Annotated in this window: 22 protein-coding genes and 2 tRNA genes; 15 read left to right on the top strand and 9 right to left on the bottom strand. The window is 37.0% G+C overall.

The genetic code is table 11. The features are described from left to right. Positions 1-772 precede the first annotated feature (772 nt). From thrS to K8089_RS10490, 5 genes are all read left to right on the top strand, one after another. Positions 773-2719 (top strand): threonine--tRNA ligase, encoded by a 1947-nt coding sequence (gene thrS, locus K8089_RS10510; RefSeq protein ID WP_237603240.1) that lies wholly within the window; start codon positions 773-775, stop codon positions 2717-2719. 58 nt (positions 2720-2777) lie between these two features. After that, entirely contained in the window at positions 2778-3290 is a 513-nt protein-coding gene (gene infC, locus K8089_RS10505) for a translation initiation factor IF-3 (protein WP_338149248.1), read from the top strand. Positions 3291-3401: 111 nt separating this feature from the next. After that, positions 3402-3599, top strand: coding sequence for a 50S ribosomal protein L35 (rpmI, locus tag K8089_RS10500; RefSeq protein WP_045081425.1), 198 nt, complete (start codon positions 3402-3404; stop codon positions 3597-3599). A gap of 123 nt (positions 3600-3722) precedes the next feature. After that, the gene (rplT, locus tag K8089_RS10495; RefSeq protein ID WP_237603239.1) at positions 3723-4067 is read left to right on the top strand and encodes a 50S ribosomal protein L20; all 345 of its coding nucleotides are present in this window, start codon (positions 3723-3725) and stop codon (positions 4065-4067) included. Positions 4068-4108: 41 nt separating this feature from the next. Continuing rightward, on the top strand, positions 4109-5128 hold the full coding sequence (locus tag K8089_RS10490) for an OmpA family protein (RefSeq protein ID WP_237603238.1): 1020 nt from the start codon (positions 4109-4111) through the stop codon (positions 5126-5128). A 106-nt stretch (positions 5129-5234) separates the two neighbouring features. Here K8089_RS10490 and K8089_RS10485 read toward each other — a convergent pair whose 3' ends face one another. From K8089_RS10485 to tgt, 6 genes are all read right to left on the bottom strand, one after another. Continuing rightward, positions 5235-6494, bottom strand: coding sequence for an asparagine synthetase B (locus K8089_RS10485; RefSeq protein WP_237603237.1), 1260 nt, complete (start codon positions 6492-6494; stop codon positions 5235-5237). 46 nt (positions 6495-6540) lie between these two features. Beyond that, positions 6541-8094 (bottom strand): replicative DNA helicase, encoded by a 1554-nt coding sequence (dnaB, locus tag K8089_RS10480; protein ID WP_237603236.1) that lies wholly within the window; start codon positions 8092-8094, stop codon positions 6541-6543. 168 nt (positions 8095-8262) lie between these two features. After that, positions 8263-9216: an acetyl-CoA carboxylase carboxyltransferase subunit alpha gene (locus K8089_RS10475; RefSeq protein WP_237603235.1), complete on the bottom strand. Its 954-nt coding sequence runs from the start codon at positions 9214-9216 to the stop codon at positions 8263-8265. Between the two features lie 51 nt (positions 9217-9267). Next, complete coding sequence (locus tag K8089_RS10470; protein ID WP_237603234.1) at positions 9268-10170, bottom strand: DMT family transporter; 903 nt, start codon at positions 10168-10170, stop codon at positions 9268-9270. Next, positions 10157-11236 (bottom strand): LptF/LptG family permease, encoded by a 1080-nt coding sequence (locus K8089_RS10465; protein WP_237603233.1) that lies wholly within the window; start codon positions 11234-11236, stop codon positions 10157-10159. Before K8089_RS10465 ends, K8089_RS10470 begins: the two co-directional genes overlap by 14 nt. Before the next feature lies 1 nt (position 11237). Continuing rightward, complete coding sequence (tgt, locus tag K8089_RS10460; RefSeq protein WP_237603232.1) at positions 11238-12368, bottom strand: tRNA guanosine(34) transglycosylase Tgt; 1131 nt, start codon at positions 12366-12368, stop codon at positions 11238-11240. Between the two features lie 232 nt (positions 12369-12600). Here tgt and K8089_RS10455 point away from each other — a divergent pair, with 232 nt between their 5' ends. Beyond that, positions 12601-13446: a transketolase gene (locus K8089_RS10455; protein ID WP_237603231.1), complete on the top strand. Its 846-nt coding sequence runs from the start codon at positions 12601-12603 to the stop codon at positions 13444-13446. Positions 13447-13463: 17 nt separating this feature from the next. Next, positions 13464-14417 carry a transketolase family protein gene (locus tag K8089_RS10450; protein ID WP_237603230.1) on the top strand — a complete coding sequence of 318 codons (954 nt, stop codon included), beginning with the start codon at positions 13464-13466 and terminating at the stop codon, positions 14415-14417. A gap of 80 nt (positions 14418-14497) precedes the next feature. On the opposite strand, the gene K8089_RS10445 is transcribed toward K8089_RS10450, so the two are convergent. Continuing rightward, positions 14498-15421, bottom strand: coding sequence for an FKBP-type peptidyl-prolyl cis-trans isomerase (locus tag K8089_RS10445; protein WP_237603229.1), 924 nt, complete (start codon positions 15419-15421; stop codon positions 14498-14500). A 77-nt stretch (positions 15422-15498) separates the two neighbouring features. Between K8089_RS10445 and K8089_RS10440 the strand changes: the two genes are divergently transcribed. Both K8089_RS10440 and K8089_RS10435 read left to right on the top strand, forming a co-directional pair. Then, a complete protein-coding gene (locus K8089_RS10440; RefSeq protein ID WP_237603228.1) occupies positions 15499-15888 on the top strand; it encodes an RNA-binding S4 domain-containing protein in 390 nt (129 codons plus the stop codon). Between the two features lie 23 nt (positions 15889-15911). Next, a complete protein-coding gene (locus K8089_RS10435; protein ID WP_237603227.1) occupies positions 15912-16415 on the top strand; it encodes a phosphoribosyltransferase family protein in 504 nt (167 codons plus the stop codon). Here the strand turns inward: K8089_RS10435 and K8089_RS10430 are convergent. Continuing rightward, on the bottom strand, positions 16407-16928 hold the full coding sequence (locus K8089_RS10430) for a shikimate kinase (protein WP_237603226.1): 522 nt from the start codon (positions 16926-16928) through the stop codon (positions 16407-16409). The genes K8089_RS10435 and K8089_RS10430 overlap by 9 nt on opposite strands. Positions 16929-17154: 226 nt before the next feature. Here K8089_RS10430 and K8089_RS10425 point away from each other — a divergent pair. Both K8089_RS10425 and K8089_RS10420 read left to right on the top strand, forming a co-directional pair. Continuing rightward, positions 17155-17227: transfer RNA gene (locus tag K8089_RS10425), tRNA-Lys, on the top strand. A 78-nt stretch (positions 17228-17305) separates the two neighbouring features. Further along, positions 17306-17388 (top strand) — tRNA-Leu (locus K8089_RS10420). A gap of 143 nt (positions 17389-17531) precedes the next feature. Here the strand turns inward: K8089_RS10420 and K8089_RS10415 are convergent. Continuing rightward, positions 17532-18005 carry a c-type cytochrome gene (locus tag K8089_RS10415; protein WP_237603225.1) on the bottom strand — a complete coding sequence of 158 codons (474 nt, stop codon included), beginning with the start codon at positions 18003-18005 and terminating at the stop codon, positions 17532-17534. A 368-nt stretch (positions 18006-18373) separates the two neighbouring features. Between K8089_RS10415 and K8089_RS10410 the strand changes: the two genes are divergently transcribed. The 4 genes from K8089_RS10410 (at position 18374) to K8089_RS10395 (ending at position 22249) form a co-directional block, all read left to right on the top strand. Next, the gene (locus tag K8089_RS10410; RefSeq protein ID WP_237603224.1) at positions 18374-19276 is read left to right on the top strand and encodes a MerR family transcriptional regulator; all 903 of its coding nucleotides are present in this window, start codon (positions 18374-18376) and stop codon (positions 19274-19276) included. Between the two features lie 120 nt (positions 19277-19396). Further along, on the top strand, positions 19397-20860 hold the full coding sequence (locus K8089_RS10405) for a phytoene desaturase family protein (RefSeq protein ID WP_237603223.1): 1464 nt from the start codon (positions 19397-19399) through the stop codon (positions 20858-20860). Continuing rightward, complete coding sequence (locus K8089_RS10400; protein WP_237603222.1) at positions 20857-21699, top strand: phytoene/squalene synthase family protein; 843 nt, start codon at positions 20857-20859, stop codon at positions 21697-21699. Before K8089_RS10405 ends, K8089_RS10400 begins: the two co-directional genes overlap by 4 nt. A 100-nt stretch (positions 21700-21799) precedes the next feature. Continuing rightward, positions 21800-22249, top strand: coding sequence for a sterol desaturase family protein (locus K8089_RS10395; protein ID WP_237603221.1), 450 nt, complete (start codon positions 21800-21802; stop codon positions 22247-22249). Positions 22250-22252 lie beyond the last annotated feature (3 nt).

The raw sequence follows: 22252 nt of genomic DNA, 5'->3' as shown, positions 1-22252 counted from the left end.
ATCTCAGTTAATCTCACTTAGTTTAGTTTCTTTGTTGATCAACATCCTTTCGAATGTCAATCTACGCTGTCAATTTCAATATCTCAATGAACTTTCTTCGCTATTCGCAAAGATTCAATTTGTCGATGGAACGGAGTTGAACCGTTACTATTACTGCCTTTCATCGTGTTTCTAAGAACTTGCTTATCTCTAAGCGGGTGCAAATATACAACTCTTTTTTAATCCCACAATGTTTTTTAAAAAAACATTTCAAAAAAAATTTAAGAGCTAGCTTAAACTTTTCTAACAACCGAGGCTGCCATTCTAAGCGGGTGCAAATATAAAACCCTTTTTTAAACTCGCAACACTTTTTTAAAGTATTTTTTCTTAATTTTAAAAGAACTCGTTTCGCTTTTTTACCAACACTCACTGTTGCTCTAAGCGGGTGCAAATGTAGAACCCTTTTTCGTTTCTACAAACTAATTTGATTAGTTTTTTTTAAATATTTTTAGATGTTTTAATTAAGCATCTGAAACGTTTGCACTTAGCGCTTAAAATAATTTTTAGCAACACTATACCTTAATATATATACACTATTCTAATTACGGCAATACTTCATATAAATAATCGCCTCCCCCCAGCCTTAAAGAGGCTTAGCAAAAACAATTACACCTATTTCAACTAGCGATAAAACAGAATTATATATTCAATAAAAAGAAGTTACAAACTGCTAGTTGAATATTGCAAAGCGGCAAAACTAATAGTATCTTTGCACCCTAAAATTTTTTAGTATATGATAGCCATTACCTTACCAGACGGAAGTGTAAAGCATTTTGATGCAGGCGTTACTCCTATGGATGTAGCCAAAAGTATAAGTGAAGGGTTTGCCCGAAACGTAATATCGGCATCCTTTAATAGTAAAACAATAGAAACCGCTACTCCTTTAACTGAAGATGGTAGTCTGGTTTTATATACCTGGAATAATGACGAAGGCAAAAAAGCGTTCTGGCATTCTTCTGCGCATATTTTAGCACAAGCTTTGGAAGAATTGTACCCTGGAATCAAATTAACAATCGGGCCAGCTATTGAAAACGGCTTTTATTACGATGTTGATTTTGGTGATAAAACCATTTCAGAAAAAGACCTAAAGGAAATTGAAGCTAAAATGCTCACAATCGCACGCGGAAAACACGAGTTTTCTATCCGCGAATCTTCAAAAGAAGATGCTTTAAAGTATTATAAAGAACAAAACAACGAATATAAGGTTGAGCTAATAGAAAATTTAGAAGACGGTACCATCACTTTCTGCGACCACGACACATTTACAGATTTGTGCCGCGGCGGACATATTCCGAATACCGGAATTGTAAAAGCTATTAAGTTAATGAGCATCGCCGGTGCTTATTGGAGAGGTGACGAAAATAACAAACAACTCACGCGTATTTACGGTATTAGTTTTCCGAAGCAAAAAGATTTAACCGAATATCTAGAATTACTGGAGCAAGCCAGACAACGCGACCACAGAAAACTAGGGAAAGAACTGGAGCTTTTCACCTTTTCACAAAAAGTAGGACAAGGGCTACCGCTTTGGTTGCCAAAAGGGGCTGCACTGCGTGAAAGACTTGAAAATTTCTTAAAGAAAGCACAGAAAAAAGCTGGATATGAAATGGTAATCACCCCGCATATTGGCCAAAAAGAACTGTATGTTACTTCGGGACATTACGAAAAATACGGTGCTGACAGTTTTCAACCAATACACACACCAAGTGAAGGCGAAGAGTTCCTCCTAAAACCGATGAACTGCCCACACCACTGCGAGGTTTATAATAGCAAACCGTGGTCCTACAAAGATTTGCCAAAGCGCTTTGCAGAATTTGGAACGGTTTATCGTTATGAGCAGAGTGGCGAATTGCACGGATTAACCCGTGTTCGCGGCTTTACGCAGGATGACGCTCATATTTTCTGTACGCCAGACCAATTAGATGAAGAATTCAAAAAAGTAATCGATTTGGTTTTATACGTTTTCGGCTCTTTAGGTTTTGAAAATTTCTACACACAAGTGTCATTGCGCGATCCAGAAAAACCTGAAAAATATATTGGAAGTCTTGAAAATTGGGATAAAGCCGAAAAGGCAATCATCAGTGCTGCCGAAGCAAAGGGACTCGATTACAAAATTGAATACGGCGAAGCGGCTTTTTACGGTCCAAAATTAGATTTTATGGTGAAAGATGCCCTTGGAAGAAGCTGGCAATTAGGCACCATTCAAGTAGATTACAACCTGCCAGAACGCTTTGAGTTAGAGTATAAAGGCAGTGATAATGAGATGCATCGTCCTGTTATGATTCACCGTGCACCTTTTGGGAGTATGGAACGTTTTGTGGCAATATTATTAGAACATACTGGCGGTAATTTCCCGCTGTGGTTAATGCCAGAACAGGTAACTATCTTGTCTTTAAGTGAAAAATATGAAAAATACTCCCAAAAAGTTTTAAATTTGCTTGAAAATGACGAAATTCGCGCCCTTGTTGACAATAGAAACGAGACAATTGGCAAGAAAATTAGGGAAGCTGAAATGAACAAAATCCCGTATATGTTGATTGTTGGGGAGCAGGAAGAAAAAGATGGAACGATTTCTGTACGTAAACACGGCGAAGGCGATTTAGGAACAATGACTCCAAAAGCCTTTTCTGAATTGATTCAACAAGAAATAAAAAAAGAATCGAAAGAATTTAATGTTTAACTAAAATTTGTAAGCCATAGCAATACGAAGAAAAAGAAGTAGAGGACCTGCAAGGGTAATTAAGGAAGATCAACACAGAATCAACGGAAAGATTCGTGCAGAAGAAGTCCGCCTTGTAGGAGACAATGTAGAAATAGGAGTTTATCCTTTAAGAAAAGCACGTGAAATTGCCGAAGAGCAAGAGCTCGATCTTGTAGAAATTTCTCCCAATGCGAACCCTCCTGTTTGTAAAGTAATAGACTATAAAAAGTTTGTTTACGAACAAAAAAAGCGTGAAAAGGCATTAAAAGCCAAAGCAACCAAAGTTACTATTAAGGAAATTAGGTTTGGGCCAAATACAGACGACCACGATTACGAGTTTAAAAAGAAACACGGTGAAAAGTTTTTACAAGAAGGTTCAAAATTAAAAGCATACGTTTTCTTTAAAGGCCGTTCAATAATCTATAAAGACCAAGGCGAAATTTTGCTTTTGCGTCTTGCCAGAGATTTGGAAGAATTCGGTAAAGTAGAACAAATGCCAAAACTTGAAGGCAAGCGAATGATTATGTTCATTGCACCGAAAAAAAAGTAAGCAGTCCCAGTTTTCAGTAAACAGGATTGATGCGAATAAAAAAACACTTCAAATTAAAATAGATTGAAGTTTACAATAAAGCGAAGTAATAATTAATTAAAGTAGGAAAACATGCCGAAACAAAAGACAAAATCCAGTGCTAAAAAGCGTTTTAAGCTTACAGGTACAGGTAAAATTAAAAGAAAGCATGCGTTTAAAAGCCACATTTTAACAAAGAAAAGCAAAAAACGCAAACTTGCATTGACCCATGATGGGTTGGTTGACAAGGCCGACGAAAGTAATGTTAAGCAAATGCTTCGTATGAAGTAATACCGCTTAACCGGTTAAAACTATTATTTAAACCCTGGAGTAGTGCTCGATAAAAGTATTCAGTTATTCAGTGATTTATAAATCAGTGTTTCCGAATCGCCTGCTACAAAAACAATTAAAATTATGCCAAGATCAGTAAATTCAGTTGCGAAGAGAGCCCGCCGTAAAAAGGTTCTTAAACAAGCCAAAGGTTACTTTGGAAGACGTAAAAACGTGTGGACGGTAGCAAAAAACGCTGTGGACAAAGCAATGCTTTATTCATACCGCGACCGTCGTGTAAAAAAGAGAAATTTCAGATCCTTATGGATTACCCGTATTAACGCGGGTGCAAGACAGCATGGAATGTCTTATTCACAGTTTATGGGAAGTTTAAAAAACAATGGAATCGAACTTAACCGCAAGGTTTTGGCAGATTTAGCAATGAACCACCCAGAGGCTTTTGCCGCAATCGTTAAACAAGTAAAGTAAGACATTAACTTATATTATTTCGCCTAAAAACCGCTTCAGTAATGAGGCGGTTTTTTTATACCCTAATTTCAAATAAAGAAGTTTCAGTATCTTCGTTAAAAATAGCCCGAATGTTGCGCACCCATTTGCTGCTTTTTATTATCCTATTGCCGTTTGGCAATTATCTTTTCGCACAAAAAGAGACGGGAAAATTGTATAAAATTGATAGATACAAATCAATATATCTTCCGCTTGGAAAAATTTCATTCGCCGATAAACTAGTCGAATTTAAAGTTGGAAATCCAGCGCCCATTCAAAAGTACAGGGATAGCACACAATGCCTGCACGAACCAAATTACCGAAACTACCAAACCCCCAATTTTGTTTCATTGGGCTGCGGTGGCACTTTAACTGTAGAATTTACAGACAATGGTTTTATGAACCTTCCCGGCGACGATCTTTATATATTTGAAGTAGGCCCATCCCGCGAAGCTGCAAAGATTGAGATTTCGCAAAATGGAACAGATTGGATCTACGCCGGAAAAATAGCGGGTGGAAAATCTTCCATTGAACTGAGTGACGGAGGAATTGATTCCGAAACGGTCTTTTACTTTCTACGTGTTATAGATTTAGAAGAACTGTGCAGAAGCATTAGCGCTGGCGCCGACATTGATGCCATTGGCGCAATTAATAGCGTAATAAAACTTACCATAAATGCTGATGTTTTGTTCGATGTTGCTAAATTCAATTTAAAGAAAACCGCAAAACACAGCCTCGATTCTTTGGCAAAAACCATTCAACAAATAGATAAAGCCACAATTTTAATTGAAGGGCACACAGACAGTGACGGCGACGAAACTCTAAATATGGAACTTTCCAAAAATAGAAGTATTTCTGTAAAGGAAAGATTGCTGGAAATTTTCGATGGGCTGCCTGGATATGATTTTGAAGTAAAAGCCTACGGCGAAAACAAACCTAGGGTTCCAAATAATTCCGATGAAAATAAACAACTAAATAGAAGAGTAGAAATTACCGTTTTACCGCCGAAGGATTATTATAAAAGTCTTTCAAAAAAGCAATAATCTTGAATTGTCTCCTTCGCCCCAAAAACGTTGGTTAGTGCCCAAAGTGGCGAGATTGGAATTGGAAATTTGTGATTTGTGATTTGTGATTTGTGATTTAAAAAACCTAGGTTTTCTGCTTCTTCTTTTTCGCTGCTGGAAACAATACATTGTTCAAAATAAGTCTGTATCCCGGTGATTTTGGGTGTAGCGCCAATTCCGTTTTGGCATCCCCTACCCTATGTTGGTAATCTTCAGGATCGTGTCCACCGTAAAAAGTAAAAAATCCTTTTCCTTTAATTCCGTGAATGTAACGTGCTTCGCCATTGGTTTTGTTTTCGCCCATCACCAAAACATTACTTTTAATTAGATTGCGATCAAAAGACGTTGTTTGTCCCATAAATCCTTTTACTAAAGAAGTATGATTTTGGCAAAGCATCGTTGGGATCGGGTCCCATTTAGCCGAATAATCCATTAAAGAAAAATAGTCCGATTCCTTTGCAATTCTTCGTTTCTCAGTCATATCAATGCTTGAAAACTCATAAACCATTGGGTTGCGTTCCAAGATATAATCTTTAAAAGCAAAGGTTTTATTGTAATCTATTTTACTTTGGTAATTGGGTTCGCTGGGGTCGCCGTCAAACATGGGTTCGCAAATATCTACGCCATCGGCAGAAAGTGCAATGTCAAAACTATCGGTAGCACTACACATTGCAAACATAAATCCGCCGCCAATTACATAGTCGCGGATTTTTTTGGCCACGGCTAGTTTTTCTTCAGAAACTTTATTGTAACCCAATTTTGCCGCAAGGGCTTCGGCTTTCTTTTTTTCTTCAATATACCACGGAGCGGCACGATAGGCACGGTAAAATTTTCCGTATTGACCTGTAAAATCTTCGTGATGCAAATGAAGCCAGTCGTAAAGAATTAATTGATCGCTCAAAACTTCTTCATCGTAAATTACCGTGTATGGAATTTCAGCATAGGTTAAAACCATAGTAACGGCATCGTCCCACGGAAGATTTCCTTTGGGAGAATACACTGCTATCTTGGGCGCTTTTTCTAATACTACGGCGTCCATATTTTTTGACGGACTGCTTATATCTGTAAGAATTTGTTCGGTTTTACTATTTGAAATCACTTCAAATGAAACGCCACGAATCTGACATTCTCTTTGAATTTCTGCCGAATCGGGCATTAAAAATGAACCGCCGCGATAGTTTAGCAACCATTTCACTTTTTGATTTTTTTCCAAAACCCAATACGTAATTCCGTAAGCTTTTAAATGTTCTTTTTGGCTTTCGGCATCCATAGGAATTAGAATATACGAAGCGGAAGCTTTTAAGGAGAAAAGAAGGAGAAATATGAATAAAGTAAAACGTGTCATTGTGCGAATATAACGACAATTTTTAAGCCAAAGTACTTATGAAATATTAAAACGGCACATCGTTGTCATCGTTAGTAGAAAAATCGTCGTTCATTGAACTTCCGAAAGCTTCATTTGCAGATGGCAGGTTTTTGGTTTTAAAAGTATCGTCATTTGCCGCATCGTTCATTCTGGAATGAATTTCTGTAGGGTGATCGAAGGTGTCAAGATTTTCGAATTTACCTAAATTTCCAACAAACTTCAGACGTATTTCATCCAATCCTCCGTTACGGTGTTTGGCTACAATAAACTCGGCTTGCCCGGCGGTTGGTGTGTGCTCTTCGTCATCCCATTCGTCTATTTTATAGTATTCTGGACGGTAGATAAATGAAACAATATCTGCATCCTGCTCAATTGCTCCAGATTCACGAAGATCTGAAAGTAAAGGTCGTTTGCTGCCGCCACGAGTTTCCACCGCACGGGAGAGCTGCGAAAGTGCAATTACAGGAATATTTAATTCCTTTGCCAAAGCTTTTAGGTTTCGTGAAATAGTAGAGATTTCCTGCTCCCTATTCCCTCCTTTTTGGCTTCCACCAGCAGTCATTAATTGCAAATAATCTACTATAATAAGTTTAATGCCGTGTTGCGATGAGAGTCGCCGCGCTTTTGCACGTAAGTCGAAAATAGAAAGTGATGGGGTATCATCAATAAAAAGTGGTGCTTTTTCGAGGCCTTTCACTTTTACGTTCAACTGTTCCCACTCGTGTTTTTCGAGATTTCCGGTTCGTAATTTTTCTGAACTAAGCTGTGTTTCAGATGAAATAAGACGCGTTATAAGCTGCACGGACGACATTTCCAGTGAGAAAAACGCTACGGGTATATCGTGTTCAACCGCCATATTTCGAGCCATAGAAAGCGTTAATGCCGTTTTACCCATACCAGGACGAGCAGCGATAATAATTAAATCACTGGGTTGCCAGCCCGAGGTAAGTTTATCTACTTTTGCAAAGCCCGAAGGAACCCCAGAAAGACCTTCTTTGTTGGCTATTTCTTCAATGCGTTTCTTTGCTTGTATTACAAGATTTTGAGCAGTTTCGGAAGAACGCTTAATATTGCCTTGGGTAACTTCGTATAATTTTGCTTCGGCATTGTCTAAAAGATCAAAAACATCTGTACTTTCATTATAAGAATCTTCAATTATTTCATTTGAAATTTTAATTAAACTTCGTTGAATGTATTTTTGAAGAATAATACGCGCGTGAAACTCAATATGCGCCGAGGATGATACTTTTTGGGTTAATTGAATCAAGTAAAATTCGCCTCCCACGAGCTCTAATTTCCCTTGTTTCTTAAGTTGGGTAGAAACGGTTAATAAGTCTACGGGTTGGCTGTCTTCAAACAAATTATGAATGGCTTCAAAAATGTGTTGATGCGCCTGCTTATAGAAAACTTCTTGATGTAAGATATCTATTACTTCATCTACTCCCTTTTTATCAATCATCAAAGCTCCAAGCACAACCTCTTCTAAATCAATAGCTTGGGGAGGTATTTTACCTTTTTCAAGCGAAATTACTTGCGACGGGCGAGTTGAAAAACTAGTTTGGGGTTTGATTTTTTCCATGAAGCGAATGTAAAGAAAATGTTAAGAGAAATGAAGTAATTTTAGTCCTACTATATTAACCGTTCTTCAACAATTGAACTGTTGAAAACTCTAAATTATTGTTGATAACCCGTAAAAAAATCCAAGACTCTCGCCTCGGATTTACGGTAAGATAAGCTATAGTTCAATTTACCCTTTGAACTCGCCCATTTCTAAATATTTTTCCATCCGCTTTTTAACTAAATCGGTTGGGGATAACATTTTTAAGGCTGTATACGTCTTGTCAATTACGTTTGCCACTGTGGCAAAAGTAGTTTCTCTATCGCTATGAGCTCCGCCTAAAGGTTCTTTGACTATTTCGTCTATAAGTTTTAGTTTTTTCATATCGATGGCCGTTAATTTTAAGGCTTCGGCAGCTTGTTCTTTAAATTCCCAACTTCTCCATAAAATAGAAGAGCAGCTTTCTGGGCTAATTACAGAATACCAAGTATTTTCTAACATTAAAACTTTATCGCCAACACCTATTCCCAAAGCACCGCCACTGGCACCTTCGCCTATAATTACAACAATAATTGGCACTTTTAAACGGGTCATTTCAAGGATATTTCGAGCAATAGCTTCACCTTGACCTCGTTCCTCTGCTTCTAAACCTGGAAATGCTCCTGGGGTATCAATAAAACAAACTACAGGCAAATTAAATTTCTCGGCAGATTTCATTAAGCGCAGTGCTTTTCTATAACCTTCCGGATTTGCCATTCCAAAATTTCTGTATTGGCGGGTTTTGGTATTATACCCTTTTTGTTGGCCTACAAACATATAGCTTTGATCGCCTATTTTACCAAGCCCTCCAACCATTGCTTTATCGTCTTTAAAATTGCGGTCGCCGTGAAGTTCTAAAAAAGAATCGCCACAGATGGCTTTTATATAATCTATTGTATACGGACGGTCTGGATGGCGCGATAGCTGCACGCGTTGCCATGGCGTAAGGTTTTTGTAAATGTCCTTTTTAGTTTCCTTAAGCTTCTTTTCTATCTGCTTGCAAGTATTGCTTACATCTACATCGCTCTCTTCACCAATAAGGCAAGCTTTTTCGTATTGCTCCTGCAATTCTTTTATAGGGAGTTCAAAATCAAGATATTCCATAATTATTTCCTTCGTTTTATAAAGGTTGATGTACAAAGATAAAATTTTGTTTTAGGTGTTGCTCAATCTTCTTCGTTTTCTTTCCTGTCTAATTTTTATGAAACCATTGGCAATTACAGTTAGCAATATTATTGCCGCCCCATAATAAAATTGAGGACTCATATTTTCTGAATCACCCAAAACAATTAGTGCCAAAATAATACCGTACACCGGTTCCATATTTATAGTTAACATAACGGTATACGGGCTTATCCACTTCATTACATGTATAGATGCGATAAACGCATAGGCTGTACAAACAGATGCCAAAATTAGCAAATAGATCCAATCATGTGCCGAAACCGTAAAAAAATCAGAGGTAAATTTTCCAGCGAATGCCAAGTAAATTGTTATTCCTAAAACTCCGAACATTAATTCGTAAAATGAAATTGCCGAGGCTTTGTGTTTTAGTACAAACTTGCCGTTTATTACTGAAAAAAGCGCACTTAAAAATGCTGAAATAAGAGCTAAAACAATTCCTAAGTTATACGATGTTTCAACGTCAAAAATTATATAAAGGCCTACAATTACAACGAGACCGAAGAGTACTTCGTAAATAATTATTTTCCTTTTATAAAAAAGCGGTTCTAATATGGAAGTGAAAAATGCACCTGTAGAAAGCACCGCCAGCGTTACCGAAACATTTGAAGCTTTAATTGCTCCAAAAAACGTGAGCCAGTGCAGTGCGATGATAATTCCTGCCAAGGCAAAACCACCTAATGTTTTGAGTGAAAACTTTAAATTTTCCTTTCGGAATTTTAGAAATACAAATATTATTAACGTGGCCAAAAGCATGCGGTACCAAACCAATGGAATGGCTTCTAAAGTAATTAACGCGCCCAGTACGGCTGTAAACCCCCAAATAAAAACTATAAAATGGAGATGGAGATAATTTAGTAGTTTATCGTTTCGCATTCCTTAGAAGATAAATGGCCAAAATTGCAAATACGAAATTTGGGAACCAAGTGGCAACGAGCGGAGAAAAATCACTTTGCTCTGCCATGGTGCCAAAAACTTTGTCGAAAAACACGAAAATCATTCCAATACTTATGCCTATTGCTAAGTTAAGCCCCATTCCCCCGCGCCTTTTTACCGAAGAAACTGCAACGGCTATTATGGTTAAAATATAGGCCGAAACCGGCAAACTCCATCGTTTGTAACGCACCACTTCATACCTATTAATATAGGACGAGCCACGCGCCTTTTCTTTTTTTATAAAATCATTCAATTCAAAAAAATTCAGTGTTTCGGCTATATAGGTAACAGGTGTTAAATCTTCTAAATCAAAAGAAAAAACGGTATCTAGTTTGGGTTTGCTTTCCAAAATGTCGCCACGTTCACCTATAATTCGTTTTTTGTAATGGAAGAGCGAGTAAGTACTGTCTTTTTCATTGTATTTTATCTGTCCAGCAGAGATTTTATAAGCCATTTCATTTCCTTCAAAATGCTCCAACGTAAAGTTGCTTCCTATTTTATCCGAAACATTAAAATAGCTTACATAAATATAATCGTTTTCGTTTATCTGTGTATATACATTGCTTTTGTCTCTGTCTTGTTTTCCTTTTTTTAAATAATTATACGAAAATTCATTAAACCCTTTACTGGCCTTTGGCGCCAAATACATACTAAAAACCAGGGCTGCAATACAAACGATTGTTGCACCAATTATATAGGGTCTCAGAAAACGGTAATAGGAAACCCCACTGCTCAAAAAAGCGATTACTTCGGTATCATTTGCCAGTTTTGAAGTAAACCAAATAACCGAAAGAAAAAGAAACAGTGGAAATAAAAGGTTTGCAAAATAAATGGTGAAGTTGTAGAGATAAATCATCACCTCCATAAAAGGCACTTCATTTTCAAGTATTTTGTCAATTTTTTCTGCAAGGTGAACGGTAATACCAATTGGTATAAAAAGCAATAGCAGGAGCGTAAATGTGCCCAAATATTTTTTTAATATGTACCTATCCAGTATGCTGAGCATGTTAAAGTCTTTGTGCTAATTTTTTAACCATGACATTTTTCCATTGGGTAAAATCTCCCGCTAATATATGTTTTCTGGCTTCGCGAACCAACCACAAGTAAAACCCTAAGTTGTGAATGGTGGCAATCTGTCTTCCCAGCATTTCGTTCACGGTAAATAAATGGCGCAAATACGCCTTGCTATAATCTGTATCTACCCACGTAATTCCCATCGGGTCTATTACCGAAAGATCATCTTCCCACTTTTTGTTCTTTATATTAATAATACCTTCCGAAGTAAAAAGCATTCCGTTTCTACCATTTCTTGTTGGCATTACACAATCAAACATATCGATTCCCAAAGCAATATTTTCTAAAATATTCACCGGTGTGCCTACGCCCATTAAATATCTGGGTTTTTCCTTCGGAAGAATTTCCGTCACAACCGCTGTCATTTCATACATTTCATCCGCCGGTTCGCCAACTGAAAGTCCGCCAATGGCATTTCCCTCCGCCCCAACCGAGGCGATGTATTCTGCAGATTGTTTTCTTAAATCTTTATAAGTGCTGCCTTGTACAATTGGGAAAAACGTCTGGTTGTAATCGTATTTTAGGGGTGTTTTATCTAAGTGTTTTATGCACCGGTCCAACCAACGGTGCGTCATATGCATAGAACGTTTTGCATAATTGTATTCGCAAGGATACGGCGTACATTCGTCAAACGCCATAATAATATCTGCGCCAATGGTGCGCTGAATTTCCATTACATTTTCAGGTGTAAAAACGTGGTAACTGCCGTCAATATGACTTTTAAACTTTACGCCTTCCTCTTTAATTTTTCTATTTGCCGAAAGCGAATACACTTGATAGCCGCCACTATCTGTTAGAATATTGCGATCCCAATTCATAAATTTATGCAGTCCGCCCGCCTTTTCAAGAATAGGCGTTTGCGGTCTTAAGTATAAATGATAGGTATTGCCAAGAATAATATCTGGATTAATATCATCTCTCAGCTCACGTTGATGCACACCTTTCACGGTGCCAACGGTGCCAACGGGCATAAATATTGGGGTTTCTATAACTCCGTGATCTGTAGTTATTGTTGCCGCGCGGGCGTTACTTTGTGGGTCTGTGGCTTCTAATTTAAATTGCATGCAGCAGCTTTTATTGAGTGGGCAAAGATAATTTTATTAATCTAGAATTATGAATTATGAATTATGAATATTCGCCGCTTCCGCAAAACCGTGTTTTATTCAATCAGTATTAACATACTTTAGATTAACTTATCTGTTAACAAAAGTTTTAAATCGTTAATAAAAGCCTTGCTTTACACTTTGCCCACCCCCTAGAATACATTACTTTTGAAGCTGAAATTTAAAACACATTATGGCAGATTACAAAGCACTTGAGGATTTGGTAGTACAAGTTCGAAGAGATATTTTACGGCAAGTTCACAAAGTGAATTCTGGACATCCGGGAGGTTCATTAGGCTGTGCCGAATTTTTCGTAGCATTATTCAATGAATTAATGGAACGCAACGATACTTTTGAAATGGACGGGATTGACGAAGATCTTTTCTTCCTTTCAAACGGGCATATTTCACCTGTATTCTACAGCGTTTTGGCGCGTGCTGGATACTTCCCCGTAGAAGAGTTGAATACCTTCCGCCTTTTAAACTCGCGTTTACAAGGTCACCCAACTACGCACGAAGGATTGCCGGGAGTGCGTATTGCTTCGGGGTCTTTGGGACAAGGAATTTCAGTTTCTATAGGAGCCGCACTCACAAAAAAATTGAACAACGACCAGCATATTATATACACACTTTGTGGCGACGGCGAATTGCAGGAAGGTCAAAATTGGGAAGCAATTATGTACGCTGCAGGAAATAAAGTAGACAATCTTATTGTCACGGTCGACTTAAACGGCCAGCAAATTGATGGCTCTACAGACAATGTGCTCCCATTGGGAAATGTGAAATCAAAATTTGAAGCTTTTGGCTGGGATGTTATGGATATTGAAAAAGGAAACGACTTAAAAGCAGTTATGTCCGGAATGAAAAAAGCAAAAGAAAAAACTGGTAACGGAAAGCCCGTATGTGTTTTGTTACACACCGTAATGGGGAATGGCGTAGACTTTATGATGCACACCCACGATTGGCACGGAAAAGCGCCAAATGACGAGCAACTAGAAAATGCACTTGCACAAAACCCTGTAACCCTGGGAGATTATTAAAATTGAAAAGATTTACGATGAAAAAATACACAGATACAGGTAAAAAAGATACACGTTCAGGTTTTGGAGATGGACTTACGGAACTTGGAAAGAAAAATAAAAACGTTGTAGCACTTTGCGCAGATCTTACAGGTTCATTAAAAATGGACGAATTTAAAGCAAACCATCCCGAGCGTTTCTTTCAAGTAGGAATTGCTGAAGCGAATATGATTGGAATGGCTGCGGGAATGACTATTGGTGGGAAAATTCCGTTTACGGGAACATTTGCCAATTTCTCTACCGGAAGGGTTTACGACCAAATAAGACAAAGCGTTGCTTACAGCGGAAAAAATGTAAAGATTTGTGCATCGCACGCAGGATTAACGCTAGGTGAAGATGGCGCAACACACCAAATATTGGAAGATATTGGTTTGATGAAAATGCTTCCGGAAATGACGGTAATTAATACATGCGATTACAACCAAACAAAAGCTGCAACTATTGCAATTGCAGATTTTGAAGGTCCGGTTTACCTTCGTTTTGGACGACCGAAAGTAGCAAACTTCACCCCTGCCGATCAAAATTTTCAGATAGGAAAAGCAGTGCAATTACAGGAAGGAACAGATGTAACCATTGTGGCTACGGGCCATTTGGTTTGGGAAGCCTTGCAAGCAGCAGAAACTTTAAACGAAAAAGGAATTACCGCAGACGTTATAAACATTCACACTATAAAACCTTTGGACGACGCAGCAATTTTAAAAAGCGTAAAAAAAACAGGTTGTGTAGTAACTGCCGAAGAGCACAACTTTTTAGGCGGTCTTGGCGAAAGTGTTGCGCGCTTACTTTCAACGCAGCATCCAGCACCGCAGGAATTCATTGCCACAAACGATACTTTTGGCGAATCTGGAACTCCAGAGCAATTGATGGATAAATATGGATTGAATGCTTCAGCAATTGTAGCTGCCGTAAATAAAGTGATTGCCAGAAAGTAGAAGTCTTTAATTTCTAGCAACAAAAAAGCCCCACTTTTCACAAGCGGGGCTTTCTTATTAAATGCATTTTTGAACGCTAACTAAATAGTTGGGTCTAAATAATCTGGAGTACCGTTTCCATTCGTATCGGGGAATGTTATGTTTCCGTCGCCATCTATTTCTATTTCAAACTTGGTTAAACGCCCGTCGCCATCGTCATCGTCATCCAAATAATTCGGGATTCCGTCACCATCGGTATCATCATCCATTAAATAGCCATTGCCACTAAGGTCTTCCATATACGAAGGTATTCCATCGCCATCGTGATCTGCAACTTCAGAATCAAACAATTCAAAAGAGAAAATAAGTTGATCGTATTGATTTAAACCGCCAGTAGCCGGAGGATATTGATAATACGCCAAACCTGAAGGAATAAAAACAGCTCCTATACCGAAGTCTTCAAAAGACAAGGTACCATCAGGGTTCGAAATAACATTCGCAGCACCTTTAAACTGAATAATAGCTTGCTGTAAGCCTCTAATAATTCCAGAAGTAGTTGGAGAATCAACTAGACTAAAACGAACTGGAATAACCGAACTGTCAAACAATTCGAGGTTCATTAACCTGCCTTCATAGGTGTTAATTGTATAATCTGAAAAATGAGGTTTATCACCTCCGCCTTCGCGAACGTTCAAGTAGTACAACTTATAAGAAACACTGGTATCTATAACATCATCAACTTCAAGAAAATCTACTTGTTGCATTAATGGAGTTTTTGAAGCATTATCGCCAGCAATAGTATCAAACTTTATCTTAAAGTTTTCGGGGTCTGTTTCAAAATCTTCGTAATTGTAGAAGTGTGTCTCTAAAAACGTTTCAATTTCGGCTTGTGCTCTTATTGCTTCTTCGCCACGATCTCTTGGCGGAGGAGTGACAGGTCCATCATCATCATCTTTTTTACAGGAAACTGTAACAACAAGCATTACAATTATTAAAGCAAAAGCATATTTAATTTTTATCATCATCAATTTTTTGTGGGCGCAAGATACAATTTTCCGCTATTTTTGCACAGTACATTAACGTTGTTTTGAACATATTAATTATGAGGATTGACAAATATTTATGGGCAGTTCGCTATTTAAAAACTAGAAACATGGCTACCCAAGCCTGCAAGAAAGGTTCGGTACGGGTTAATGGCGATATTGTTAAGCCAGCACGAGATGTATATCCGGGTGATAAAATAACGCTTCGGAAAAACCAAATAAACTATCAATTAGAAGTTTTAGATTTACCCGAAAGCAGAGTTGGCGCCAAATTAGTAGATATTTACAGAAAAGATACAACACCGAAAGAAGCTTTTGAAACAAACGAAATGTTACAATATGCCAAATCGTATTATCGAAAAAAAGGCGTTGGAAGACCCACCAAAAAAGACCGAAGAGACATTGATGATTTTACCGAATCTACAGATGATGAAATGGAAGAGCATTAACCATAATCTTTAAAATTGAGCAGATGATAGAAATAAACACCATTATTTTAGACAAGAAGCAAATAGCCCACAAAATAAAAAGGATTGCTTACCAAGTTTACGAAACAAACGTAGAAGAGAAAGAAGTGGTAGTGGCTGGTATTAACGGTAATGGTTATGTGCTCGCAAAAAAAATTAAGGTTGAAGTTGAGAAAATTTCGCCTATAAAAGTTTTGCTATGCGAAGTAAAAATTGACAAGAAGAATCCTACTGACCCTATAGAAACTACATTAAAAAAAGAAGACTATCAAAACAAGTCGCTTCTATTAGTAGATGATGTATTACACTCCGGAACCACTTTAATTTATGGCGTAAAACATTTTTTAGAAGTGCCGTTAAAACAATTTAAAACTGCGGTACTTGTGGATAGAAACCATAAAAAATACCCGATAAAGGCCGATTTTAAAGGCATTTCGCTTTCAACCTCTTTAAATGAAAACGTTTCAGTTATTTTTGAAAAGGGTAACGACAGAGCTATTTTAGAATAATCTACTCACAATTTTTTCGACTGTTTCAACTATATTTTCACTGCTGTTATCAACAATTAAATTTGCCTGATTGTAATAATACGTTCTTTCAAAAAGGTGCTTTCTTATAAAGTCTTTAACTTCTTCTTCGCCATTTAGATGCGCCAACAGCGGTCGTTTATCTTTTTCCAAAAGTAATCTTTCGGTTAAAACGTCTAAGGAGACTTTTAAATACACCAACACCGTATTGGGCTGTTCCAGCATAAAAGCCAAAGAATCTGCGTAACAAGGTGTGCCCCCTCCAGTCGCCAAAACAAAACTATCCGTTTGCCCTAGCAACCTTTTTAGAACCTTATTTTCTGTTTTTCTGAAATAGATTTCCCCTTTATTCGAAAAGATTTCTGAGATAGACAAACCTTCGGCCTGTTCAATTTCGGCATCCATATCTTTAAAAGGAATTTTTAAAACTTCGGCGAGTCTATTTCCAACGGAAGATTTTCCACTTCCCATATATCCAATTAATAGTATTTTCATAGCTGTAAAATTGCAAAATTCGCCAAATTTGCCATAGCAATCTTAAAAAAATGTATCGATATTTTCGAAAACTATAGATATTTCAAAAAAAAATCGGTTGTGAGCCCCTGTATTTCAGTACTTTTAAAATTTCCTCAAATTTATTCCAATTTCGTTTTGAAAGTATAATTTAATGATAGTATATTTGCACCCGCCTACCGAAAGAAAGGCAACCAATAAAAAGGAAGACTTGGTAGCTCAGTTGGTAGAGCACCTCCCTTTTAAGGAGGTGGTCCTGGGTTCGAGCCCCAGCCAAGTCACAAAAAGTTAAACCTTCGGTTTAACTTTTTTTGTTTTTAGTATATTTAGTATTTAAAAATTTAGAGAATTAAGTATCCACCCGGGTGCTGGAATTGGTAGACAGGCATGGTTGAGGGCCATGTGTCCGTAGGGCGTGTGGGTTCAAGTCCCATCCCGGGTACTATTTAAAATTTTGGTTTTTGTAAAATAAACTCTATAAGTTTTATATAACGCCACAAATATCTTCTATCTATACTTGTAAAACAACAAGCCATTTAGCTGCTCAAGCTGTATTACATAGAAGGTGATACAATAAACGACATTTTAATAGGTTCGTAAATATTCTACTATTTGTCTCGCTTCTTTTTCAGTTAGATCTAAATCGTTCATCCTAACTTCATATACCGCTTTTAAAGCCTTAACCTGTGGATCGTTTTCTATCATACCATCTGGGTTTAAAATCATGTTCATAACCCATTGAGGCGACCGTTTTTCTAAAACGCCACCAAGCGCTGGCCCACGATTACTATCATGAATTTCATGACAAGTTGTACATTGTTTGTTGAATAATTTTTCGCCTTTGGCCGCCATATCTTCATCAATTTGCAAACCTAACTTAACCTCGTCCTTAATTGGACCCACACCAGTTTTAGCCTTTGAAGGAGCTTTAATAGTCATATCTTTAGATGTGTTTTCTCCCTCGTCTGTAGCGTCGTCTGTTGATACTTCATGACCCCAGTTGCAACCAACTAGAAATAATAGCAGTAAAAATGCACATATATGTTTAATTGTTTTCATTGTAATTTTTTTAAATTAATAATTTGCTCTAACTTTCGTATAAACATCTTATTAAAAGTACAACAGCACTACGTTTTTCGCTAAAACATTAACGTTTGCTTAAAGCTTTAAAAAAGTCTGATTTACCACTACAAATGAATAATTAAATTCTAATTTGAAGCTGAGTTTTTTATTGACAGACACTGTTATTAGTAAGCCGAGCGAGCTTTAAAACAAGGAATCAAGATATGCTAATTACTTAAATATTAGCGGCTTTTGAATTATTTGAGTCGCAAACTTTATAATTGTGTTTAGATAATTTCACTTTTTTTTAAACAATCTAACGTCTTTTTTAGTAATTTAACCCTCGCAATCAAAAAAAAAGCATAGTGGTCAAAACTCAATTTGGCATTAAGGATCTTGAAAATCTTTCAAATGTAAAAGCACATACCATTCGAATTTGGGAAAAAAGATACAATCTTTTAGAACCAGACCGTACCGATACAAATATTAGGAAATACGATCTTCAAAACCTGAAAAAATTACTCAATATAGCCTATCTATATAATGCTGGATATAAAATTTCGAAGCTAGCAAGTTTAGACGCAGCTGCGATTCAGGCTTTAATTCGGGAAAACATAACTGGAATCGATTCAGAATATATGCGCAATGTTTTTAAATCGGCTATGTTTGAATTTGACGATGAGCTTTTCGATACAACCTTGGAAAAATTTTTAGAACAGAAATCGTTTCGTCAGGTTTTCTCCGATATATTCGTACCTCTACTTAAAGAATTGGGCATACTTTGGCATTCGGGAACTATTGACCCATCACACGAACATTTTATTTCTGAAAAGATAAAACACGTTATCATTGCGCATTCGGCAAACCATGAAAAAATCACCCCTCATAACAATTCTCCCTTATTTGCGCTTTATTTACCCTTACATGAAATTCACGAAATAAGCTTACTTTATGCCAATTACGAACTTCTCTCTGCTGGTTTAAAAACCATCTACTTAGGCGCAAACATACCCTTGGAAAGTTTAAATCACGTCCTTAAAACAAAAACGAAAATAATATTTGTAACGTATTTTACCGTGCTTCCAGAGAACGATAATTTGGAAAAATACATACAAGAATTTCAAACTGAAGTGGGCGATAATGGCGCAAGTGAGCTTTGGATTTTGGGTCGTAAGGCAATAAAAAATATTAAAAACACAAAAAACATAAAACTTTTTAAAGAGCTAAAACAATTTACAGATAAAGTGGATAGCCTTTCAAATAGGTGATTTATTTATATTAAAAAATAAATAGCGACACTCCTACCTTTTTTATTTTATTAAATAAATGCCAAAATTACATTGCTAATCTTCATTTTGTTTAAATATATCGTAGTTTTGTTAAACAATATGAAAAACATCGCAATAATTGGTTCGGGATTCTCCTCATTAGCAGCAGCTTGCTACTTGGCAAAAGCGGGCAATAATGTTACAGTTTACGAGAAAAATAATACAATTGGCGGCCGCGCTAGGCAGCTAAAAAAAGATGGTTTCACCTTTGATATGGGCCCAACCTGGTATTGGATGCCAGACGTTTTTGAACGTTTTTTTGATGACTTCGGAAAAAAGCCTTCAGATTTTTACGAGCTCGAAAAGTTAAACCCTGCTTACCGCGTATATTTTGGAAAGGACGATTATATAACCATTGAAGACACACTTGAAAAAATATGCTTGGCTTTTGAAAAAGAAGAAGTTGGCAGTTCAATTAAGCTGCGAAAATTTATGAACCAAGCTTTAGACAATTATAATATTGCAATTAAAGATTTGGTTTACAGACCCGGTGTTTCTCCTTTAGAGTTGGTGACTACAACTACAATGAAAAAAATTGGTCAATTTTTCAGCACTATCAGTAAAGATGTTCGCAGCGAATTCACCAATCCAAAACTAATTTCAATTTTAGAATTTCCCGTTTTATTTTTAGGTGCGAAACCTTCAAATACTCCAGCTTTTTATAGTTTTATGAACTATGCCGATTTCGGTTTGGGAACGTTTCATCCAAAAAAAGGTATGTTTTCTGTCGTTGAAGGAATAAAAAATTTAGCCGAAGAACTTGGGGTTACAATAAAAACAAATCAAAATGTAGAAAAGATTTGTGTTGAGAATGGAAAAGCAAACGCGCTAATTATTAATGATAAAAAAATAAGGACTGATGTTGTCTTGAGCGGCGCTGATTATCATCATACCGAAACGCTACTAGACGAGCCACTCCGTCAATATTCAGAAAATTATTGGGCCAAGAAAACGTTCGCGCCTTCAGCCCTTTTGTTTTACGTAGGTTTCAATAAAAAAATTGAAAAAGTTGATCACCACACCCTATTTTTCGATGTAGATTTCGAAAAACATTCACAGGAAATATACGATGGTCCACAATGGCCAGAAGAACCATTATTTTACGCGAGTTTTCCCTCAAAAACGGATAAAAGTGTATCGCCCGAGGGGATGGAAGCTGGTATATTTTTAATTCCACTGGCACCCGGATTAGACGATATCCCCGAAATTAGAGAAGAGTATTTTCAAAAAATTATGACTCGTTTTGAGAAAATAACAAACCAACAAGTTAATAAATACGTTATATTTAAAGAATCCTTTTGCATCAACGACTTTATAACCGATTACAACAGCTATAAAGGCAACGCCTACGGTCTAGCAAATACTTTAATGCAGACAGCATTTTTAAGACCTAAATTAAAAAGCGGCAAAGTGAAAAACCTTTATTTCACCGGACAGCTTACCGTACCCGGACCAGGAGTTCCACCAGCACTTATTTCTGGAAAATTAACAGCTGGCCTAATTGAAAAAGCAAATAAATTTTGAAAGAACTTTTTGACATCGTATCTAAAAAATGCAGCAAAAGTGTAACCGAAACATACAGCACTTCCTTTTCATTGGCTACGCGCATGCTGGGACCTGCAATTAGACAGGATATTTACAACATTTATGGCTTTGTGCGCTTTGCAGATGAAATTGTAGATTCATTTCACGATTACGATAAAGCGTTACTCTTTAATCGATTTGAAACGAGTTTGGAAGAAGCACTAGCAGACGGGATAAGTTTAAACCCTATTCTCAATTCATTTCAAGAAACGGTTTTAAAATACAAAATTGACAGAGAATTGATAGATACCTTTATGGCGAGCATGCGGTTAGACTTAAGCAAAAGCGTATATAGCACTACCGAAGAGTTCAATCAATATATTTATGGTTCTGCCGATGTAGTAGGGCTTATGTGCTTAAAAGTTTTTGTAAAAGGAGACGATAAAAAATACAACGAATTAAAAGCCGCCGCAATGAGTTTGGGTTCCGCTTTTCAAAAAGTTAATTTTCTGCGCGACTTAAAAGAAGATTTTGAAAATTTAAGCAGAAGTTATTTTCCAAACACAAATTTAAGCGCTTTAGACGAAGTTTCAAAAGCTGCAATAATTCAAGAAATAGAAGAAAATTTCAGTCAAGGATATATTGGAATATTACAATTGCCCCACGATTCAAAATTGGGGGTTTTCGTGGCTTATAGGTATTACAGACGATTGTTGAGAAAACTTCAGCAAACGCCTGCCACAGAAATTAAAAATACCCGCATCCGCGTCCCAAATGTCGAAAAAATTGGGCTTTTAACGCGTAGCTATGTAAAATATCAATTAAATTTGGTACGATAGTCTCGCTTGCTGCCAAAGCCGGAATAATAGAATTGTAAATAATTCAAATCTTAAAAACAACACGTAAACGAGTAAACAAATCCCAAATTAACAAACAACAATGACAACAGTTCTTTGGATATTAATCTTCATTGTCACCTTTTGTATAATGGAATTTATGGCGTGGTTTACCCATAAATACGTTATGCACGGTTTTTTATGGAAACTGCATAAAGACCACCACCACAAAGACCACAGCAGCTGGTGGGAACGCAACGATTTTTTCTTTATATTTTATGCTTTGGTTAGCATAGGTTGTTTTGTGGGCTGGAGCTACTACGGTTTTTGGGCTGGGTTGCCCATTGGTTTAGGTATTTTTGCATACGGCGTTGCCTATTTTTTTGTTCATGATATTTTTATCCATCAACGGTTTAAGATGTTTCGAAACGCAAATAATTGGTATGCTAGGGGCATTCGTCGCGCACATAAAATACACCATAAACATTTAGGAAAAGATAAAGGTGAATGCTTCGGGATGTTGTTTCCGCCATTAAAATACTTCAAAAAGTAATAC

Source organism: Aequorivita vitellina (assembly GCF_022008365.1).
Taxonomy (GTDB): Bacteria; Bacteroidota; Bacteroidia; order Flavobacteriales; family Flavobacteriaceae; genus Aequorivita; species Aequorivita vitellina.
Note: the sequence above shows the minus strand (reverse complement) of the source record. Positions and strands in the feature narration are given on the sequence as shown.